This window comes from Peribacillus sp. JNUCC 23 (genome assembly GCF_053653995.1).
This window is the reverse complement of sequence record NZ_CM132202.1, coordinates 3,816,870-3,832,633: the sequence shown is the minus strand read 5'-3', so window position 1 is coordinate 3,832,633 and position 15,764 is coordinate 3,816,870. Positions and strand designations below refer to the sequence as shown.

General features: G+C 36.7%; 14 protein-coding genes and 1 riboswitch. Of the genes, 9 read left to right on the top strand and 5 right to left on the bottom strand.

Features of this window, described 5'->3' with window-relative positions; translation table 11 throughout:
- Window positions 1-69: 69 nt before the first annotated feature.
- The 4 genes from JNUCC23_RS18320 to JNUCC23_RS18305 all read right to left on the bottom strand — a co-directional run bounded on the left by JNUCC23_RS18320 (window position 70) and on the right by JNUCC23_RS18305 (window position 4,994).
- On the bottom strand, window positions 70-738 hold the full coding sequence (locus JNUCC23_RS18320) for a carboxymuconolactone decarboxylase family protein (RefSeq protein ID WP_454212875.1): 669 nt from the start codon (window positions 736-738) through the stop codon (window positions 70-72).
- A 207-nt stretch (window positions 739-945) separates the two neighbouring features.
- Window positions 946-2,238 (bottom strand): O-acetylhomoserine aminocarboxypropyltransferase/cysteine synthase family protein, encoded by a 1,293-nt coding sequence (locus JNUCC23_RS18315; protein ID WP_454212873.1) that lies wholly within the window; start codon window positions 2,236-2,238, stop codon window positions 946-948.
- 25 nt (window positions 2,239-2,263) lie between these two features.
- The gene (locus JNUCC23_RS18310; RefSeq protein ID WP_157279343.1) at window positions 2,264-2,464 is read right to left on the bottom strand and encodes a hypothetical protein; all 201 of its coding nucleotides are present in this window, start codon (window positions 2,462-2,464) and stop codon (window positions 2,264-2,266) included.
- 1,153 nt (window positions 2,465-3,617) lie between these two features.
- Window positions 3,618-4,994 (bottom strand): aminotransferase-like domain-containing protein, encoded by a 1,377-nt coding sequence (locus JNUCC23_RS18305; protein WP_454212871.1) that lies wholly within the window; start codon window positions 4,992-4,994, stop codon window positions 3,618-3,620.
- Between the two features lie 160 nt (window positions 4,995-5,154).
- Between JNUCC23_RS18305 and JNUCC23_RS18300 the strand changes: the two genes are divergently transcribed.
- The 3 genes from JNUCC23_RS18300 (at window position 5,155) to JNUCC23_RS18290 (ending at window position 8,427) form a co-directional block, all read left to right on the top strand.
- The gene (locus JNUCC23_RS18300) at window positions 5,155-6,057 is read left to right on the top strand and encodes a DMT family transporter (RefSeq protein ID WP_454212869.1); all 903 of its coding nucleotides are present in this window, start codon (window positions 5,155-5,157) and stop codon (window positions 6,055-6,057) included.
- A 196-nt stretch (window positions 6,058-6,253) separates the two neighbouring features.
- Window positions 6,254-6,865 (top strand): FMN-binding negative transcriptional regulator, encoded by a 612-nt coding sequence (locus tag JNUCC23_RS18295; protein ID WP_454212867.1) that lies wholly within the window; start codon window positions 6,254-6,256, stop codon window positions 6,863-6,865.
- Between the two features lie 365 nt (window positions 6,866-7,230).
- The gene (locus JNUCC23_RS18290; RefSeq protein WP_454212865.1) at window positions 7,231-8,427 is read left to right on the top strand and encodes an ABC transporter permease; all 1,197 of its coding nucleotides are present in this window, start codon (window positions 7,231-7,233) and stop codon (window positions 8,425-8,427) included.
- A 380-nt stretch (window positions 8,428-8,807) separates the two neighbouring features.
- Here JNUCC23_RS18290 and JNUCC23_RS18285 read toward each other — a convergent pair whose 3' ends face one another.
- On the bottom strand, window positions 8,808-9,992 hold the full coding sequence (locus JNUCC23_RS18285) for an acyl-CoA dehydrogenase family protein (RefSeq protein ID WP_403068194.1): 1,185 nt from the start codon (window positions 9,990-9,992) through the stop codon (window positions 8,808-8,810).
- 603 nt (window positions 9,993-10,595) lie between these two features.
- Between JNUCC23_RS18285 and JNUCC23_RS18280 the strand changes: the two genes are divergently transcribed.
- From JNUCC23_RS18280 to thiD, 6 genes are all read left to right on the top strand, one after another.
- On the top strand, window positions 10,596-11,471 hold the full coding sequence (locus tag JNUCC23_RS18280; RefSeq protein WP_403068197.1) for a transporter substrate-binding domain-containing protein: 876 nt from the start codon (window positions 10,596-10,598) through the stop codon (window positions 11,469-11,471).
- Between the two features lie 352 nt (window positions 11,472-11,823).
- A complete protein-coding gene (locus tag JNUCC23_RS18275; RefSeq protein WP_403068200.1) occupies window positions 11,824-12,531 on the top strand; it encodes an amino acid ABC transporter permease in 708 nt (235 codons plus the stop codon).
- 12 nt (window positions 12,532-12,543) lie between these two features.
- The gene (locus JNUCC23_RS18270) at window positions 12,544-13,257 is read left to right on the top strand and encodes an amino acid ABC transporter permease (RefSeq protein ID WP_403068203.1); all 714 of its coding nucleotides are present in this window, start codon (window positions 12,544-12,546) and stop codon (window positions 13,255-13,257) included.
- A 22-nt stretch (window positions 13,258-13,279) separates the two neighbouring features.
- Entirely contained in the window at window positions 13,280-14,035 is a 756-nt protein-coding gene (locus JNUCC23_RS18265) for an amino acid ABC transporter ATP-binding protein (RefSeq protein ID WP_454212861.1), read from the top strand.
- 182 nt (window positions 14,036-14,217) lie between these two features.
- A riboswitch (TPP riboswitch) is annotated at window positions 14,218-14,322 on the top strand.
- Window positions 14,323-14,476: 154 nt separating this feature from the next.
- Entirely contained in the window at window positions 14,477-14,998 is a 522-nt protein-coding gene (thiW, locus tag JNUCC23_RS18260; protein WP_454212859.1) for an energy coupling factor transporter S component ThiW, read from the top strand.
- A complete protein-coding gene (gene thiD / locus JNUCC23_RS18255) occupies window positions 14,967-15,764 on the top strand; it encodes a bifunctional hydroxymethylpyrimidine kinase/phosphomethylpyrimidine kinase (protein WP_454212857.1) in 798 nt (265 codons plus the stop codon). The genes thiW and thiD overlap by 32 nt, the downstream gene beginning before the upstream one ends.

Here is a 15,764-nt window from a genome sequence, read left to right as displayed (position 1 = left end):
AGCTGCTTTTTTTATGCAGATCTAACCCTCTATATCACTCTAATAAACGAATGTACATGATAGGAACGATTAATATGAATTTTCTGAATCAAATGCATTTAAAGCATTAACACTGTGAGCCAATGCTGAACCTGCTTTTAAAGCTGTTGCGACCATAATGGATTCAGCGACTTCTTCTTTAGTTGCATTTGCACGCTTTGCTCCTTTTGTATGAACGTCAATACAATATGGGCATCCTGTTGTGTGAGCAACTGCAACGGCGATTAATTCCTTTTCTTTAACGCTTAATCTTCCTTCTTTCATTGATTTTTGATCAAAATCAACAAATGAGCTAAAAATATCTCCATTTAGTTTTGAGAATTCTTTTAATCTGCTAAAGTAAGAGGCTTTGTATAAATCTTCGTCACCATTTCCATCATAAGCGTTTAAAGCATTTACACCATGAGCTAGTGCTGAACCTGCTTTTAATGCAGTGGCAACTAAAATCGCTTCTGACAGTTCTTTCTTAGAAATATCTTGTGATTTTCCGTTTTTTACATGAACCTCGATGCAGTATGGACACCCTGTTGTATGAGCTACGGCAATGGCGATTAATTCTTTTAACTTTTTTGTTAATTTCCCTTCTGATAACGCAAGTTTGTCAAATTGTACAAAGGCTTTGAATACATCTGGTGCTAGGTCGCTTAATTCTCCAAGGCGATTGAAATAAGACTTATTATATAATCCATCATTACTCATCATTAATTCCTCCTAATATATATCTTAGTTGATGAAACTTTCTTTATTTTTTTCATTATTTGTAATAGAATGCAATCTAGTAACTGGGGTCACCATATATATCTACTAAGGGTCGGCTCTATTTTCATTTCATCAAAGAACCGACATTAAAATCATACTAAAGCTAGGGCTTGTTATATTTAACAAAATATTAATAAAGTCTATTATCTATAGTATTAATACCTGTTGTGCTTTTACAATTGCTTGATCTAAATCAGAAATAATATCTTCTACTGCTTCTAGGCCAATAGATAAGCGAATGAGCTCTTCAAATACGCCTGCAACTTTTAATTCTTCAGCAGATAATTGTTGATGGGTCGTAGAAGCCGGGTGGATAATTAACGATCTTGCATCCCCTACGTTTGCTACATGTGAGAATAACTCTACGCTATCAATTAAGCGACTACCTGCTTCACGACCACCCTTAATGCCAAATGTCAAGATAGAGCCGTAGCCATTTTTCAAGTATTTGTTGGCAAGTTTATGTGATGGGAATTTTTCAAAAGCATTATAGTTTACATATTCCACCGATGGGTGATCTTGTAAATATTCAGCCACTTTCAGTGCATTATCGTTTTGTTTGGTAACACGCAAATGAAGGGTTTCTAAACCTTGTAGGAAATTAAATGCTGCATCCGCACTTAATGTTGGACCGAAATCACGTAATAATTGAACACGCAGTTTTGTGGCAAATGCAGCATCCGCTGTGTCTATTCCATAACGTAAACCATGGTAGGATTTATCTGGTTCTGTAAAGCCGGGGAAACGGCCTTGTGTCCAGTCAAATTTACCCGCATCTACAACTACCCCACCAATTGTTGTACCATGTCCGCCAATCCATTTTGTTGCTGAATGTACGACTACATCTGCTCCAAAGTCAATTGGGTTTGAGCCATATGGTGATGGAAAAGTATTATCGATAATTAACGGTAAGCCATACTCATGTGCAATATTTGCTACTGCTTCAATATCTAAAATATTTAAACTTGGGTTACCAACTGCTTCTGCATAAATAGCTTTTGTTTTTTCCGTAATTGCTGCACGGAAGTTTTCTGGATTTGTTTCATCCACGAATGTTGTTTTAATACCATAATTAGGTAATGTGTTCGCGAATAAATTATATGTACCGCCGTAAAGTGAGCCAGCTGCAACGATTTCATCGCCTGCTCTAGTAATGTTTAAAATAGAAAATGCGATTGCAGCCATCCCTGATGAAAGTGCTACTGCAGCAGTTCCTTTTTCTAATAATGCTACACGTTTTTCAAATACGTCCACTGTTGGATTCATAATACGTGAATAAACATTACCTGGTTCCTGTAATGCGAAAAGACGTTGCGCATGGGCAGTATCTTGGAACTCATAAGCCGTTGTACGGTAAATCGGTACAGCGATTGCTCCTGTTACAGGATCAGGCTGTTGCCCACCATGTAATAATAGAGTTTCTGGTTTAAAATGTGTCATTGAATAAATCCTCCTAGTTAGATATTTAAGATTTGACATTACGGTAGCTAATTAATTTAATTGTTTCATTAAGACCTTCTTGATTAATATTTGTAGCTACTATTTTTGCCCCATGTTTTGCAAATAAAATAGCGTCTTCTCTACCTCGCCCATTCGCAGCTTCAGTAATAATAGCCACCTTATTTATTAATCTACTCATTCTTGTATTCCATACAATAAATTTCATAATTCGCTTTAGCCCCATGAAATACAAAACGATTATAAAACACTAAGTTAATATATCCTATAATTCATAGTTGAAAACTTTGTTTAAGGATATAACAATTCTATTGTTCGACACAATAATTGTTAATTAATTTTAAATATTCCACCACTTGATAGTTTTGTTAATCTTTAAAATTATAGAGCCGAGGTGCAGCCCGATTTACCACGTCTGGATATCTCACAGCCCATTCATACGTTTGTTATGCTCCCATGGATCAACCGCAAACAAATTATAATTCAGAAATTATTAACTTTTTCAGTATATTTAATCTCCCTTCGCGTTAAACAAAATTTAAATAATTATGTACCTAAGAAGAGAAGTAATTACAATAAACGATTCTCTTCTTAATTAGATGTAAGTTAAGTATGACATTGGTAAATCAATATAGCATAATACCTGAATTCTATCTCTTGGTATAGCTTTAAACTATATCTATAATTATTATTCTGCGATCACTTCATAAATATTGTTATTCCTCCTATTAAAAATAACTTTTCAACAATCTCCCTTTAATTGAATAATACAGTTGGAGTTTAAGGGTCAAAAGAAAACCCTATATTAATGCAGGGTTTATCAAATTTTGTTTTAAATTATCAAACAAAGAAGATAGGTGGGGGGACAAACTGCCCGTAAAGGTCCGATTGGTGAGATATAGTGAAACTTCCCTTTGTGTTTTTCAAAGGTTTAATTGAGGCCCACAGGATGTGGGTCACACAGACGTTGCCGCAGGACGCGGCGCACCTAGTCTGTGATTCATTGAATCGGGTTCGTAGTGTCGCTTTATCTTTGCTGCGCGAAGGTATTAGCGACACTAGAACGGGATTAACAATCAGTGGGGAATGAAGAAAACCCTCACTGATTGAAGTTTCACTTTATCTATATTCTGAGTGGGCGTAGGAAATGGATCGAGTTTGAAATCGCTGGTTTAAATGAAAATTTACCTAGGGAGTGAACGTGTTCCTATCCTGTGGGAGGATTTTATTTAAAAGTTTGGAGATTTGGAGAGTAAATCTCCCTCAAATAATTCCTCAAATTCTTAGCCACATAAACAACTGTTTTGAGAATACTTTCTTAGCGTTGGAAATGCAGAGTCCTGATGCTACCCTTACCTATACTAAAAGAGTAAAAAGTTATTTGGAGCAATATGATTTTTTCTACTGTCAATTAAAGCAATGCAGTGAGCCAATTGCTCTACCCCTCGTTTAATTTGACTCTCGTCCACTTGAGAGATGCTTAATCGAAGGAGATTTTCCTTTTTATATTCTGGTAAAAACATTCTAGAGGCATCATCAACATATATATGCTGCTCGTTTAGCATATGAACTACCTGTTTTGCTGTCACATGCTCGGGCAAACTGATGGATAGATAGAACCCGGAAGTCGGTTTAGAAAAATGAGTATTAACTGGTAGCGATAAGTCACATGCTTCTTTTAGGGTTTGCATTTTAGTACGGTAGACCTCTTTTACTTTTTTGAGATGGCTAGTAAACATCCCACTTTTTAAATAGATTTCTAGCGCACCTTGAGAAAGTGCTGAACTATTAAAATCCGAACTAAATTTATATCGTAAAAAATTGTTAATCATTAATGTAGGAAGAACGACAGTAGCAATCCTTAATCCTGGGAGAAAGATTTTCGAAAAGCTTTTAATATAAATGACTCTCCCAGAAGGATCAAAAGAAAATAAAGGATCTGATTTTGCATTTGGATCAAGGTCTCCTAAAAAATCATCTTCCACTATATATACATCGTATTTTTCAGCTAACTCAACGATTTTTTTCTTTTCGTTATTCGAGTAACAATGTCCAAGTGGATTGTGAAATCTCGGAATAATATAGAAAAATTTTATATCATTATTTCGAAAAATGTATTCCAGACGATCAAGATCAATGCCTTCCATCGATAACTCAATTCCAAAAGTATTGGCTTGTTGTAGATTGATGGACTCAATGAAGCCGAAATAAGTAGGCTGTTCAATTAGAATATTGTCTTTGCCATTTGGAAATGGCATGGAAACTAATAAATTAAGGGCTTGCTGTGATCCAGATACAACGACTACTCTTTCAGGTTGAGTGAACACCTGTAAATTCTGCAAATATTTCACGACCTGTACGCGTAGTGAGTACAGCCCTTGTTGATCGGAGTATGTAAAAAGCTCTTCTTTATATTGTTCAATTGCTTGATTCATACAATGTTGAAATTCAACATAAGGCATAATGCTTTTATCTGGACCAGCAGATAAGAAATCAATTACCTCATTTTCATTCTTCGCATTTTGAAATTCATTTACAACATAGTAGCCGCTTTTAGGAACAGAATAAATTAAATGCTCTTTTTCTAGTTCACTGTAAGCTTGAATGACCGTATTTTTGCTACATGAAAAATACTCAGATAACTGACGAACAGAAGGGAGTTTACTACCTGCGATGAGCGATCCATCTGCTAGTCGAAGCTTAATTTCTTCCATTATTTTTATATATTTGGGGCTCATATATGGATTCTCCTTTAACTGAACCAGGACAGATGGGTGAAAGGATGGTTTATTTTATAATGTGTACCTATTAGTATTTTAATTATATTAGAACCATTTTTCAAGAAAAGTAAAAAATGGTACAGCTGTAATACAACATAAAGAGATAGGGGTAGGACAGATGCAAAGAGAAACCAGAGAGAAATTTGGATTATTGTTAGGATTAGTCGGTGTCATTTGTTTTAGTCTAACGCTTCCGTCTACAAGTATTGCAGTAGAGTATTTTGGGACTACGGTTGTCGGTTTAGGGAGAACAGTTGTTGCTGCTATTTTAGTAGCTGTGGTATTAATTGTTCGAAAAGAAAAGCTCCCTTCTTCTCGCCAATTCAAAAGTCTACTTATTGTTGCTGTGGGTGCAGTTTTAGGGTTTCCTCTTCTCACTTCTTGGGCAATGGAATCCTTGCCTGTTTCTCATGGAGCTGTGGAATTAGCCCTGTTACCATTAGCAACAGTCGGATTTGCTATGTTTAGGGCAGGTGAAATCCCTTCTCGCAAATTCTGGATTTCCAGTATAATCGGCTCTTTAGCTGTTATTATGTATGCCCTTCATCTTGGATTCGGTCAATTGCAATTTGCTGATTTAGCTTTACTCGCAGCAGTGATTATACTTGGACTTAGTTACGCAGAAGGTGGGAGATTAGCGAAAGAATTAGGTAGCTGGCAAGTGATTGCTTGGGCAATTATGATGGGTGCTCCATTTTTTATTATTCCAGTTGGCTTAAGCCTTACAACCGAAATGCTCTATGCCCCAATACATGCTTGGATTAGTTTTATTTATCTCGCAGTGGTGAGTCAATTTCTAGCATATGTTGCCTGGTATAGCGGAATGGCTATGGGCGGAATAGCAAGAATTAGTCAGCTTCAATACTTACAACCATTTTTGATGATTCTATTTGCCACAGTATTTCTAGATGAATCCATCACATTTTTCACGCTTGTAATAGCAGTGATTGTTGTCTTTTCTGTTATATTAGGCAAAAATGCTCCCGTATCAAAAAAAGGAGCTGTATTAGAGAAAAACTAACTGTCTGTTCAATTGGGATAGCTAAATAATTAAATATGAAAAGATATGAATCGTATGGCATATAGATTATGGAATGACCGAATTGTATTAGATGAAGAAGTTGTGATTGATAAAGAGGATCGTTATAAAAAACGGTTATCTTATAGAATAATAATAAATTTAATGATAAGAAATGATTCTGAGAGGAGAAAAAAACATGTATATTCCTGCACAATTTAAAATTAAAGACGAAACACTTGCTTTTGACATTATGAAGGAACATAGTTTTGCGACTCTTTTTTCTCAACATAATGGAAAGCCTTTTGCTACTCATTTACCGTTAATTTTGAACAAGGATCATTCATACTTATATGGACATTTTGCTCGTCCTAATCCTCAGTCGAAAGATATCCAAAATCAAACCGTTTTAGCTATTTTTCATGGTCCGCATTGTTATATCTCCCCATCTTGGTATGAGACGAATAAAGCAGTACCAACATGGAATTATGTGACTGTTCATGTTTACGGAGAAGTCGAACTATTAGAGGATGAACATGAGTTAATGAACTCCTTAGATGATATGGTATTGAAGTATGAAGCTCCTGACAGTTCATACAGTTTACAAGATGTAGATGCTGAGTTTCTCGCTGGTATGAACAAGGGAGTTCAAGGATTCAAAATAAAAATCAACAAAATAGAAGGAAAAGCAAAGTTAAGTCAAAACCATCCATTGAAGAGGCAAGAGTTAATTGTTAATCAACTGGAACAGATTTCAAATACAGATGAGCAACAGATTTCATTATTAATGAAAGCAATCCTAAAAAAATAAGGTTGAATATTACTACACGAACGGGAGTGTTGATCCAATAAGGATTAACGCCCTTTTTGTTGAACTTCTTTAGATCAATTCGCTGACGGAATATATGAGGTAATAAAAGTTTATGACGGAGATGTGTTTACATTAAAGGGACACTTATAGAACATTTTTACTAAAAGTACAGAGAAAATCAAACTAGTTTTAACAAGCCAAACTAAAAAGTCGGTTCCTTACGCGTAAGGAATTCGACTTTTTTTAGATTGAAATCTGCTTAGCGTATATCTCCGCGTTTTGTCGGTAGGACCCTTAATAATCATATTCAATATTGCGCATAACTAATTGTAAATAAGTGAATCCAAAATATGGGGGATGAAATCGTGAAGCAATTATACAAATTAAGTTCTACTTGGTTTCCAATTTGGTTAATTTCATTACTCATGTTCATTATGGTAAGTGTTTACTTACCTGTTTTTAGTGGGGCGAATCAAAATTTAATAGATGTTCCTTTAATCGTTGTGAACGAAGATAGAGGCCATATGGGAGACGCTATTTTATTAAAACTTATAGAAAAGCAAAATGGAAATTCTTTTAAATGGGAAATCGCTAATAATAAGCAAGAAGCATTGAATGATTTAAAAAATGACAAAGCTTATGGTGCATTAATTATTCCTGCAAATTATTCAAAGGGTCTTTCTCAAGTACAAGAATTACTACTTTCAGGCAATGACAATGGGAAAGCAGCAACGTTAGAAATTTTATTAAATGAGGGGGTTGGTCAATCAGCATCTATGATTGCTAGTAATACATTTCAAGCAGTTGCTTCTGCCACTTCTGAGGCGCTCAGCAGGAACTTTAAGAATGAATTAAATGAAAAAGGGATTACTCTATCCCCTGACAATGCCTTACTATTAGATACTCCTGTTAAGTTTACTATGAAAAATGTACTGGGGCTTCCGGTTAATCTAAATAAAGGAATGACTCCATTCGTGATGGCCCTTATTATTTCTATTACAGGGCTCATGGGAGCAAATATGATTCATGGATATCTTATGAGGGGAAACGGTATTCTAAAAAAGAATGAATCTTCATTAAGTGAATCAAAAATTCTGACGTCCGAATTGATATTTGGTGCAATTTTATCCTTTTGTGTCTCAGTTATATTGCAATCATCGGTATTCGGATTTTTTGGAAGCTCCCATGCTACTAGCATACGGATTATTTTCTTGTTCACCTTTTTCTGTTGTATAACCATGTTCTTCTTATTTAAATCGCTTGCCCTGTTATTCGGTGGTTGGGGAATGTTGGTGATGTTCCCGGTAAATATTATGGGGATTTTTTCAAGCGGTGGAGCAATCCCTCTGTCAACCTTGCCAGTTGTTCATCGAATATTTAGTTCCATTCTACCTACTAGATATATGGTAGATGGAATGAGGGCGTTGCTTTATTATAACGGCAGAATGCAAGCGGGACTCGGAACAGCGTTATGGGCACTATCGATTTACTTTATTATTACTTTGGCTATCGTCATTACATTCATTAGAAATACGAATAGAAGACAAGGGCAAATAAGCTGATGAAAAGTCATTTGTTTATCATTCAAGGTTTCCCAAGTTGGTAGTAATGGTTTGCCTTAGCTTGATGGACATGCGGTAGGACCCCTATAAAAGTAAATCTTTTAACAGCTAGTCATACTGTCCTTTAATCCAGTATCGATCCTTCCATTAAAAAATAATAGAAAGATCCCTCTGAATCGAGTGAATCAGGGGGATAACTTTTGCGTGAAAATAGTGATTAAGCGTATGTAACAGTTTTCTGTGAGGTATCCATTGCATGCTTTTTCTGATAACGCTGAAAAAACCAGATTGTACTAGCAAGCCAGAATCCATTAAAAAAAGAGCCTGGGGCCCCAATTGCAAAAGCAATTATGTAACTGATACCAGACTCTTCCTACTAGTTATTTTGATGGTACATGTTGACTAAAATTAGCTTGATCTTGTTCAATAGCGGATAGTGCTAATCTTTTTATTGTTGCGTCATCCATTGGCGGATTGTGCAGTCCAGCTCTTACATCTCGATAGTATCTTTGTAAAGGATTAGTACGTTGAAGGCTTTTTGCACCGACAATCCGCATGGCTTTATCGACAATCGTAATCGCTGAATTTGTAACAATATGCTTAGCAGCCCCAAGCTCATTTGTGAGATGAACTCTTCGGGCTTCATCATCATAAGCCTCTGCAACGCTATATAAGAAATGTCTTGCTTTCATTAATTCTAAATCAATTTCTCCTAGAAGTTGTTGGACATTCGGTAGCTGGCTAATTGGTCCGTTTAGACTATTTGGCGAGTGAGATTTTGCAAATTGTACTGCGTAGTCACGAGCGGCTTGTGCAATTCCAAGATAACAAGCCGGAATGTGAAGAATCCAACCATTGATTGGACCTCCACTTGGCGTTTCGGGAAGCTCAACAAGTTTGGCATCATCAACTTTAACATTTTGAAGAACAAGATCATGGCTACCTGTCCCTCTCATGGAAATTACGTCCCATGTTTCATCAATGGTTAGTCCTTCTAAATCCTTATGAAGGAGAAAGAATCCAACCTTTTGTTGTTCTTCAATCCATGCAGATACAAGAAAATACGTTAATACCGGAGACATCGTTGTGAACGTTTTCCGTCCAGTAATAACCCAAGAACCATCTTTTTTGACTGCGGTTGTTCCAGGGCGACCACCTCTAGTTGGACTTCCTGTTTGCGCTTCACTGACAGAACGATTCACTAATGCACCGTTTTGAACTTCCCCAGCAAAGAAGGACAAGTTCTCATCATTCCAAAGTTTTTTCTCAAATAGTTCTCCAACAGCCCCCAGATTCCAGCCGATAGATAGTCCTGTGGTCGCATCAAAACTGGCCAGTGTTTCCTGAAAAAGGATCATGTCATAAACGGTTATCCCTTCTCCACCGTAAGCTTTTGGTAGCGTAAGACTTGTGTACCCCATATTCACTAAGTCTTGAATATTTTCTTTCGGAAACATTGCCAATTCATCAATTTGTGCAGATTTACTTTTAAACGTTGCTGCTTTGTCATGTAGTTTTTGTAACCATTTGTTTTGAAAGTCAGTTTTGATAAATAAATTAATCATGCTTTCCCTCCTGCTGGGTCTCATTAGATAAGTAGTCAAGGCGAAGTTTTTTATTAGTTGTCTATGTAAATAGATTAATTCGTATTATTCCTATTGGTTTAAATGATAACTTTGCAAAATTATACTGTCAATAAATTTAAAAAGCTTTATCAACATTCTAAATTTAATATCTCGTAAAAACTTATACATCTAGGACTCATGGAAGTTTCATTTTATAGAAAATTCAAATAACCGATTGACTTTCAAATAGTATCAATCTATTATGTAAATAACTCATTTTCATACTTTACACACCTAAATAGTATGAATTAAACGGTAAAAGGTGGTGCGGCTATGTGCGGACAAAAGGTATGGCAAAACCTTCATATAAAATTAACTAGCTATGAAGAACGATGTTGTAGCTAAAGTTCGATGCAATAGTAAGATCATGAATAAAAAACATCGATGAGCGTCTGCTCTGAAGCCCGACGATGAAAAAGGTTCAGGTTCTAAAAACTGTATCACTTTATGAAGGTGGCGGTGCGAAGCTGATCTTGCGAAGCCCCGCCCCTTTTCCACAGAACAAGCAATCATATAACAAATGATAAAAAGGGGATTTATATTATGAAAAATAAAAAGTTTTTACAAATAGTAGCAACAGGTTTAGCGGTGGTAACTCTATTAGCGGGATGCGGATCAAATGCATCATCTGGTACAGAATCTGACACTACAGCAGGCAATGACTCAAAAGTCAAAAAAGTAAAAGTAGCCTATGACCAAGCGTCAAAACCAATGACTTGGTTAGATGAAAACGGAAATGCAACAGGATATGATGTAGAAGTTATGAAATTGGTGGATGAATTACTACCAGAATACGAATTCGAATACGTTGGAACGTCAAGTGACGACTTATTAGTAGGGGTAGAACAAGGTAAATATCAAGTAGGTGTTAAAAATGCTTTCTGGACACAGGAAAGAACGGAGAAATTTATCTTTCCGAAAGAATTCATAGGGTTGAGCAGTGCAGGCCTTGTGTTAACGAAAGAAAATGAAAAGATTAAAACTCTATCAGATTTTGCAACAGCTGGCTATTCGCTAGCACCCATTGCCGCTAACAACGCGCAATATACAATTGTGGATGAATATAATAAAGCCAATCCAGATAATCAGGTGAAATTGAAAGCTGGAGATGCATTTACAGTGGACGTGGTTCAATGGGTAAATGAAGGTCGTGTAGACGGTGGTGTAATCATTGAGAGTGCATTTGAAAAGCAAGTAACAGCTGAAGATGGTCCTTATCATAATCTAGTAAATGACGTTGTTTACAATGAGTTCGCAGTCATCAAAACTTGGCCATTGTTCAATAAAAAAGAACAAGAATTTGCAGATGCTTATGATGAAGCAATTAAAAAGCTAAAAGAAGAAAAGAAGACAAATGAGTTAAGTTCAGAATTCTATAGTAGAGATTTGTTCGAGGTATTAGATACTGTAGAAAGATAATAACAGTGTGATCGAACATAGTCTTAAAAAAAATTCAATCATTCAGACTAAAACTTGTCACTTTCTTATTTTAGGTTGTTGGGTGTGATGCCCAATAAATCTTACTAATTAAGAAGTGACAAGTTTTTGTTTGCAGACATGGGGACTTAGGCTTCACGACTTATTAATATATACAATCTACCTTGTAAATATACTTACTTTATTAAGAAAGTATTACAAAATCCAGCTACGCACCGCCGCCATTGTGATTAGGCGAGTATAGCGTGCTATCGGATTAATCCTTCACGGTAAATGGTGGAGTTTTAACGCCACTCGGGTTTTGTATGTAAGAAAAAGAAGAGGGTGGTAGAGCATGGAAAAGTATTTTGATGTTACATACATAGTAGAATCATTACCAATGTTACTTCCATTTCTTAAAGTGACATTTTTGGTAGCTGGTCTATCGGTTCTTTTCGGGACCCTCTTAGGTTTCATTCTAGCAGCAATGAAAATAGGGAATAGTAAGATTGCTAAGAAAATCGCCTATGGATATACAACCATATTACGATGTACCCCGTCCATTGTTCTGCTATTTCTAACGTATTATGGGATTCCAGCCATTGCAGGTAATTTTGGGGTCAACTTAAATGATGTTGATAAGATAGTCTTTGTTGTCATAACCTTCTCGCTTCAATTTGCAGCTGCTATGTCTGAGGTAATTAGAACCTCGTATGAATCAATCGACAAAGGGCAATTTGAGGCGGCAGTAAGTGTAGGTTTAAGTCCTTCACAAGCGTACAGAAGAATTATTTTTCCACAGGCTTTTGTCGTCGCATTACCGAACTTTGGTAACAGCTTACTTGAGTTGATGAAAGAAGGGGCTTTAGCTTATACAATCGGACTGATCGATATCATGGGAAAAGCAGAGCTTATTATCGGTGCGAACTATAATACGCATGCCTTAGAAATCTATCTTGCCTTAGCTGTGATTTATTGGATCCTTTCGATTGCGATTGAACAACTATTTTTAAAATTAGAAAAGGTGTTTAGTAAAGGAAAACAAGTGATTAAAACTACATAAGGGGGTGACAGTGTGTCGGAAGGTCTAAATTATCAGTTTTTAGTGGATACATTTTTTGTTGCCTTATCTGGGGTGCCTATAGCACTGATTATTACGATTGTATCATTACTGATTGCTTTGCCATTAGGTTTTTTACTTGCCTTAACAAGAATCAATCGGATTCCGGTTTTAAATCGTTTTGCACAAATATATGTTTCATTTGTAAGAGGAACACCTGTCATTATTCAAATATTTATCATCTATAGCAGTGTCCCTTTATTGCTTGCTTCGATATTTGAAAAATATAACATCAACATGAATGTGTACGATGTCAATCCAATTTGGTACGCTTTCATTGTTTTCTCATTGAATACGACAGCGATTCTTATCGAAGTGTTCCGTTCAGCTTTAAGCACAGTAAGCAAGGGACAATTGGAAGCAGCTTATTCTGTTGGATTAACGAATGTGCAAGCATTTAGAAGAATCATCATTCCACAGACATTAGTTGTCGCCTTACCAAATATTTGTACAGCAACAGTCAATTTAATTAAAGCAACATCTTTAGGGTATGCCATGTCTCTGCAAGAAATTACATTAAGAGCCAAGGTGGCAGCCAATGTCGGCTACAATTATGTTGAGGCTTATATTGATATCTTCCTTGTCTACTTGATTTTATGTAGTTTAGTAGAGTATTTATTTAAGGTATATGAAAAACGATTAAGAAGGTATAAAGCAGTAAATGTCTGAAATGAAATAGGAGGTGGATATGATGTTAGAGATTACAAATATCCATAAATCGTTTGGTAATAATGAGATTTTAAAAGGCGTGGATTTACAAATAGACAAAGGGGATGTTGTGGTAATCCTTGGACCAAGTGGCTCCGGAAAAACAACATTACTTCGCTGCATTAATTTTCTTGAAAAAGCAGACCAAGGGCATGCCATTTTTGGCGATATTGATGTCAATCTTAAAACAGCGTCCAAAAAGCAAATTCATGAAATTAGGCAGAAAGTGGCCTTTGTATTTCAAAATTATAATTTATTTAATAATAAAACGGCATTGGAAAATGTAACAGAAGGGCTGATTATCGGAAGAAAAGTGGCAAAAGATGAGGCGATTGAAATTGGCAAAAAAGCATTGGATAAAGTAGGCCTCGTAGAAAAGTATCATGCATACCCGAGTGAATTGTCAGGTGGGCAACAGCAAAGGGTTGGTATAGCAAGAGCGGTCGCTTTAAATCCAGATATCATTCTATTTGACGAACCAACCTCTGCACTAGATCCAGAACTAGTCGGTGAAGTGTTGACCGTCATGAAAAATATTGCCAATGAAGGAACAACGATGTTAGTCGTCACGCATGAAATGTCGTTTGCGAAAGATGTAGCCAATAGAGTGATCTTTATGGATGCCGGCGTTGTAGTAGAAGAAGGAACACCTAAAGATATTTTTGTGAATCCAAAAGAAGAACGAACAAAGAAGTTCTTAAAAAGGGTTTTGCCGGAGGATTATATCTTTTACATTTAATAACATTCTTTGTAGGGCTTTTTCTGTTGAAAAAGGGGCGGAGGTATTACTGCCCGTTAATGCGGGATAAATAAGCGCTACATGAATCCAATTTTCCTATCTCGTCTTAAAAAAATATCAATTTCAAATTTTCAGGCATTGCATTTTTGTTCCAGCGTGGTATGATGACAGTAATTAAATATACATTGCACTAGGGGAGTCTTTAAGAGGCTGAGATGGAACGTTGTTCTAGACCCTTTGAACCTGAACCGGATCATGCCGGCGGAGGGAAGTGGAGATATTAGCTCAGTTAGTTTATATGTGGATATCTACCCCTTTCCTACTTTCAGGAAGGGGGTTTTTGGTTTTATTTCAGAGTGTGTGGCTCTTTAAAACAAACCACTTAAAATGCTCCAAACTATTTTGGCCAATGTATGGGGCACACAAAAAGGAGATGAAACGATGAATTCTATTAGAAAGCTCACACTTACTGCCATGATTACAGCATTAACAGCACTGACTAGTTCCTTTGTCTTTATTCCGATGGGCTTTGCCAAAATCTTTCCGATCCAACACTTAGCGAACGTATTAACGGCCGTTATGTTAGGTCCTGGCTATGCCATTGGTCAAGCTTTGCTCGTCTCTATTATTAGAAACATGGCTGGAACGGGTTCTATCTTTGCTTTTCCAGGGAGTATGATTGGGGCTTTGCTTGCAGGACTATTATTCAGGTATACAAATAAGATTGGTTTCGCTTGTGTAGGTGAGGTCATAGGTACCGGGATTATCGGAGCGCTTGCCTGTTATCCACTTGCCCTGTTGTTTTTAGGGAAAAAAGTGGCTTTGTTTGGCTTTTTACCAGCGTTTTCAATTAGTTCTTTAGCAGGAGCAAGTATTGCGTTTATTTTATTAAAAGTGTTCTTGAAGAATAAATATTTGGAGGGGTTACTCTATGAAAACAGCACTCACAATCGCAGGCTCTGATTCAGGAGGAGGAGCGGGAATTCAAGCCGATTTAAAAACATTTTCTGCCCATCATGTGTTTGGCATGTCGGTTATCACAGCTGTCACCGCCCAAAATACGGTAGAGGTTCGTTCGATTCAAACGATGAGCCAAGAAATCATTCGCGACCAAATATCTGCCGTTTTTGACGATATTGAAGTTCATGCTGTGAAGATTGGGATGCTCGGTTCGGCCGAAACGATCGAAACGGTTGCCGAAATGCTTGATACATATAAACCTCAGCACATTGTCCTTGATCCAGTCATGATTGCTAAAAGTGGGGATCAACTTCTGGAGGAGGATGCTGTAGAAGCGTTGAAAAAGCGCTTGCTCCCAATGGCTACGCTCGTTACTCCTAATATACCAGAGGCGGAAACGCTAGCGGGAATAACGATTCAATCTAAACAAGATTTATATGAAGCATGCCAGATTATCGAGCAATTAGGAGCGAAGGCCATCTTGTTAAAAGGTGGACACTCTGCCGGAGATCCAAATGATCTTTTTTATGATGGGACAAATTATTCATGGTTGAATGGTGAAAGAATTCATACGAAAAATACACATGGAACGGGCTGTACCCTTTCATCAGCGATTGCCGCTAATTTGGCAAACGGACTTGAAATCGAGGCGGCCATCCGTCAATCAAAAGAATATATTACGCAAGCTATCCGTGACAGCTTTGCCATTGGGAATGGCCATGGTCCAGTCAACCATTTCTATCAATTTCAGAAAGTACACCAATCATAA

Bases quoted from the DNA above. Each gene is read 5' to 3' on its own strand.
- JNUCC23_RS18320 (WP_454212875.1), bottom strand. From the start codon at position 738: ATGAGTAATGATGGATTATATAATAAGTCTTATTTCAATCGCCTTGGA.
- thiD (WP_454212857.1), top strand. From the start codon at position 14,967: ATGAAAACAGCACTCACAATCGCAGGCTCTGATTCAGGAGGAGGAGCG.
- thiW (WP_454212859.1), top strand. From the start codon at position 14,477: ATGAATTCTATTAGAAAGCTCACACTTACTGCCATGATTACAGCATTA.
- JNUCC23_RS18275 (WP_403068200.1), top strand. From the start codon at position 11,824: ATGGAAAAGTATTTTGATGTTACATACATAGTAGAATCATTACCAATG.
- JNUCC23_RS18305 (WP_454212871.1), bottom strand. From the start codon at position 4,994: ATGAGCCCCAAATATATAAAAATAATGGAAGAAATTAAGCTTCGACTA.
- JNUCC23_RS18265 (WP_454212861.1), top strand. From the start codon at position 13,280: ATGTTAGAGATTACAAATATCCATAAATCGTTTGGTAATAATGAGATT.
- JNUCC23_RS18300 (WP_454212869.1), top strand. From the start codon at position 5,155: ATGCAAAGAGAAACCAGAGAGAAATTTGGATTATTGTTAGGATTAGTC.
- JNUCC23_RS18295 (WP_454212867.1), top strand. From the start codon at position 6,254: ATGTATATTCCTGCACAATTTAAAATTAAAGACGAAACACTTGCTTTT.
- JNUCC23_RS18315 (WP_454212873.1), bottom strand. From the start codon at position 2,238: ATGACACATTTTAAACCAGAAACTCTATTATTACATGGTGGGCAACAG.
- JNUCC23_RS18285 (WP_403068194.1), bottom strand. From the start codon at position 9,992: ATGATTAATTTATTTATCAAAACTGACTTTCAAAACAAATGGTTACAA.
- JNUCC23_RS18280 (WP_403068197.1), top strand. From the start codon at position 10,596: ATGAAAAATAAAAAGTTTTTACAAATAGTAGCAACAGGTTTAGCGGTG.
- JNUCC23_RS18310 (WP_157279343.1), bottom strand. From the start codon at position 2,464: ATGAAATTTATTGTATGGAATACAAGAATGAGTAGATTAATAAATAAG.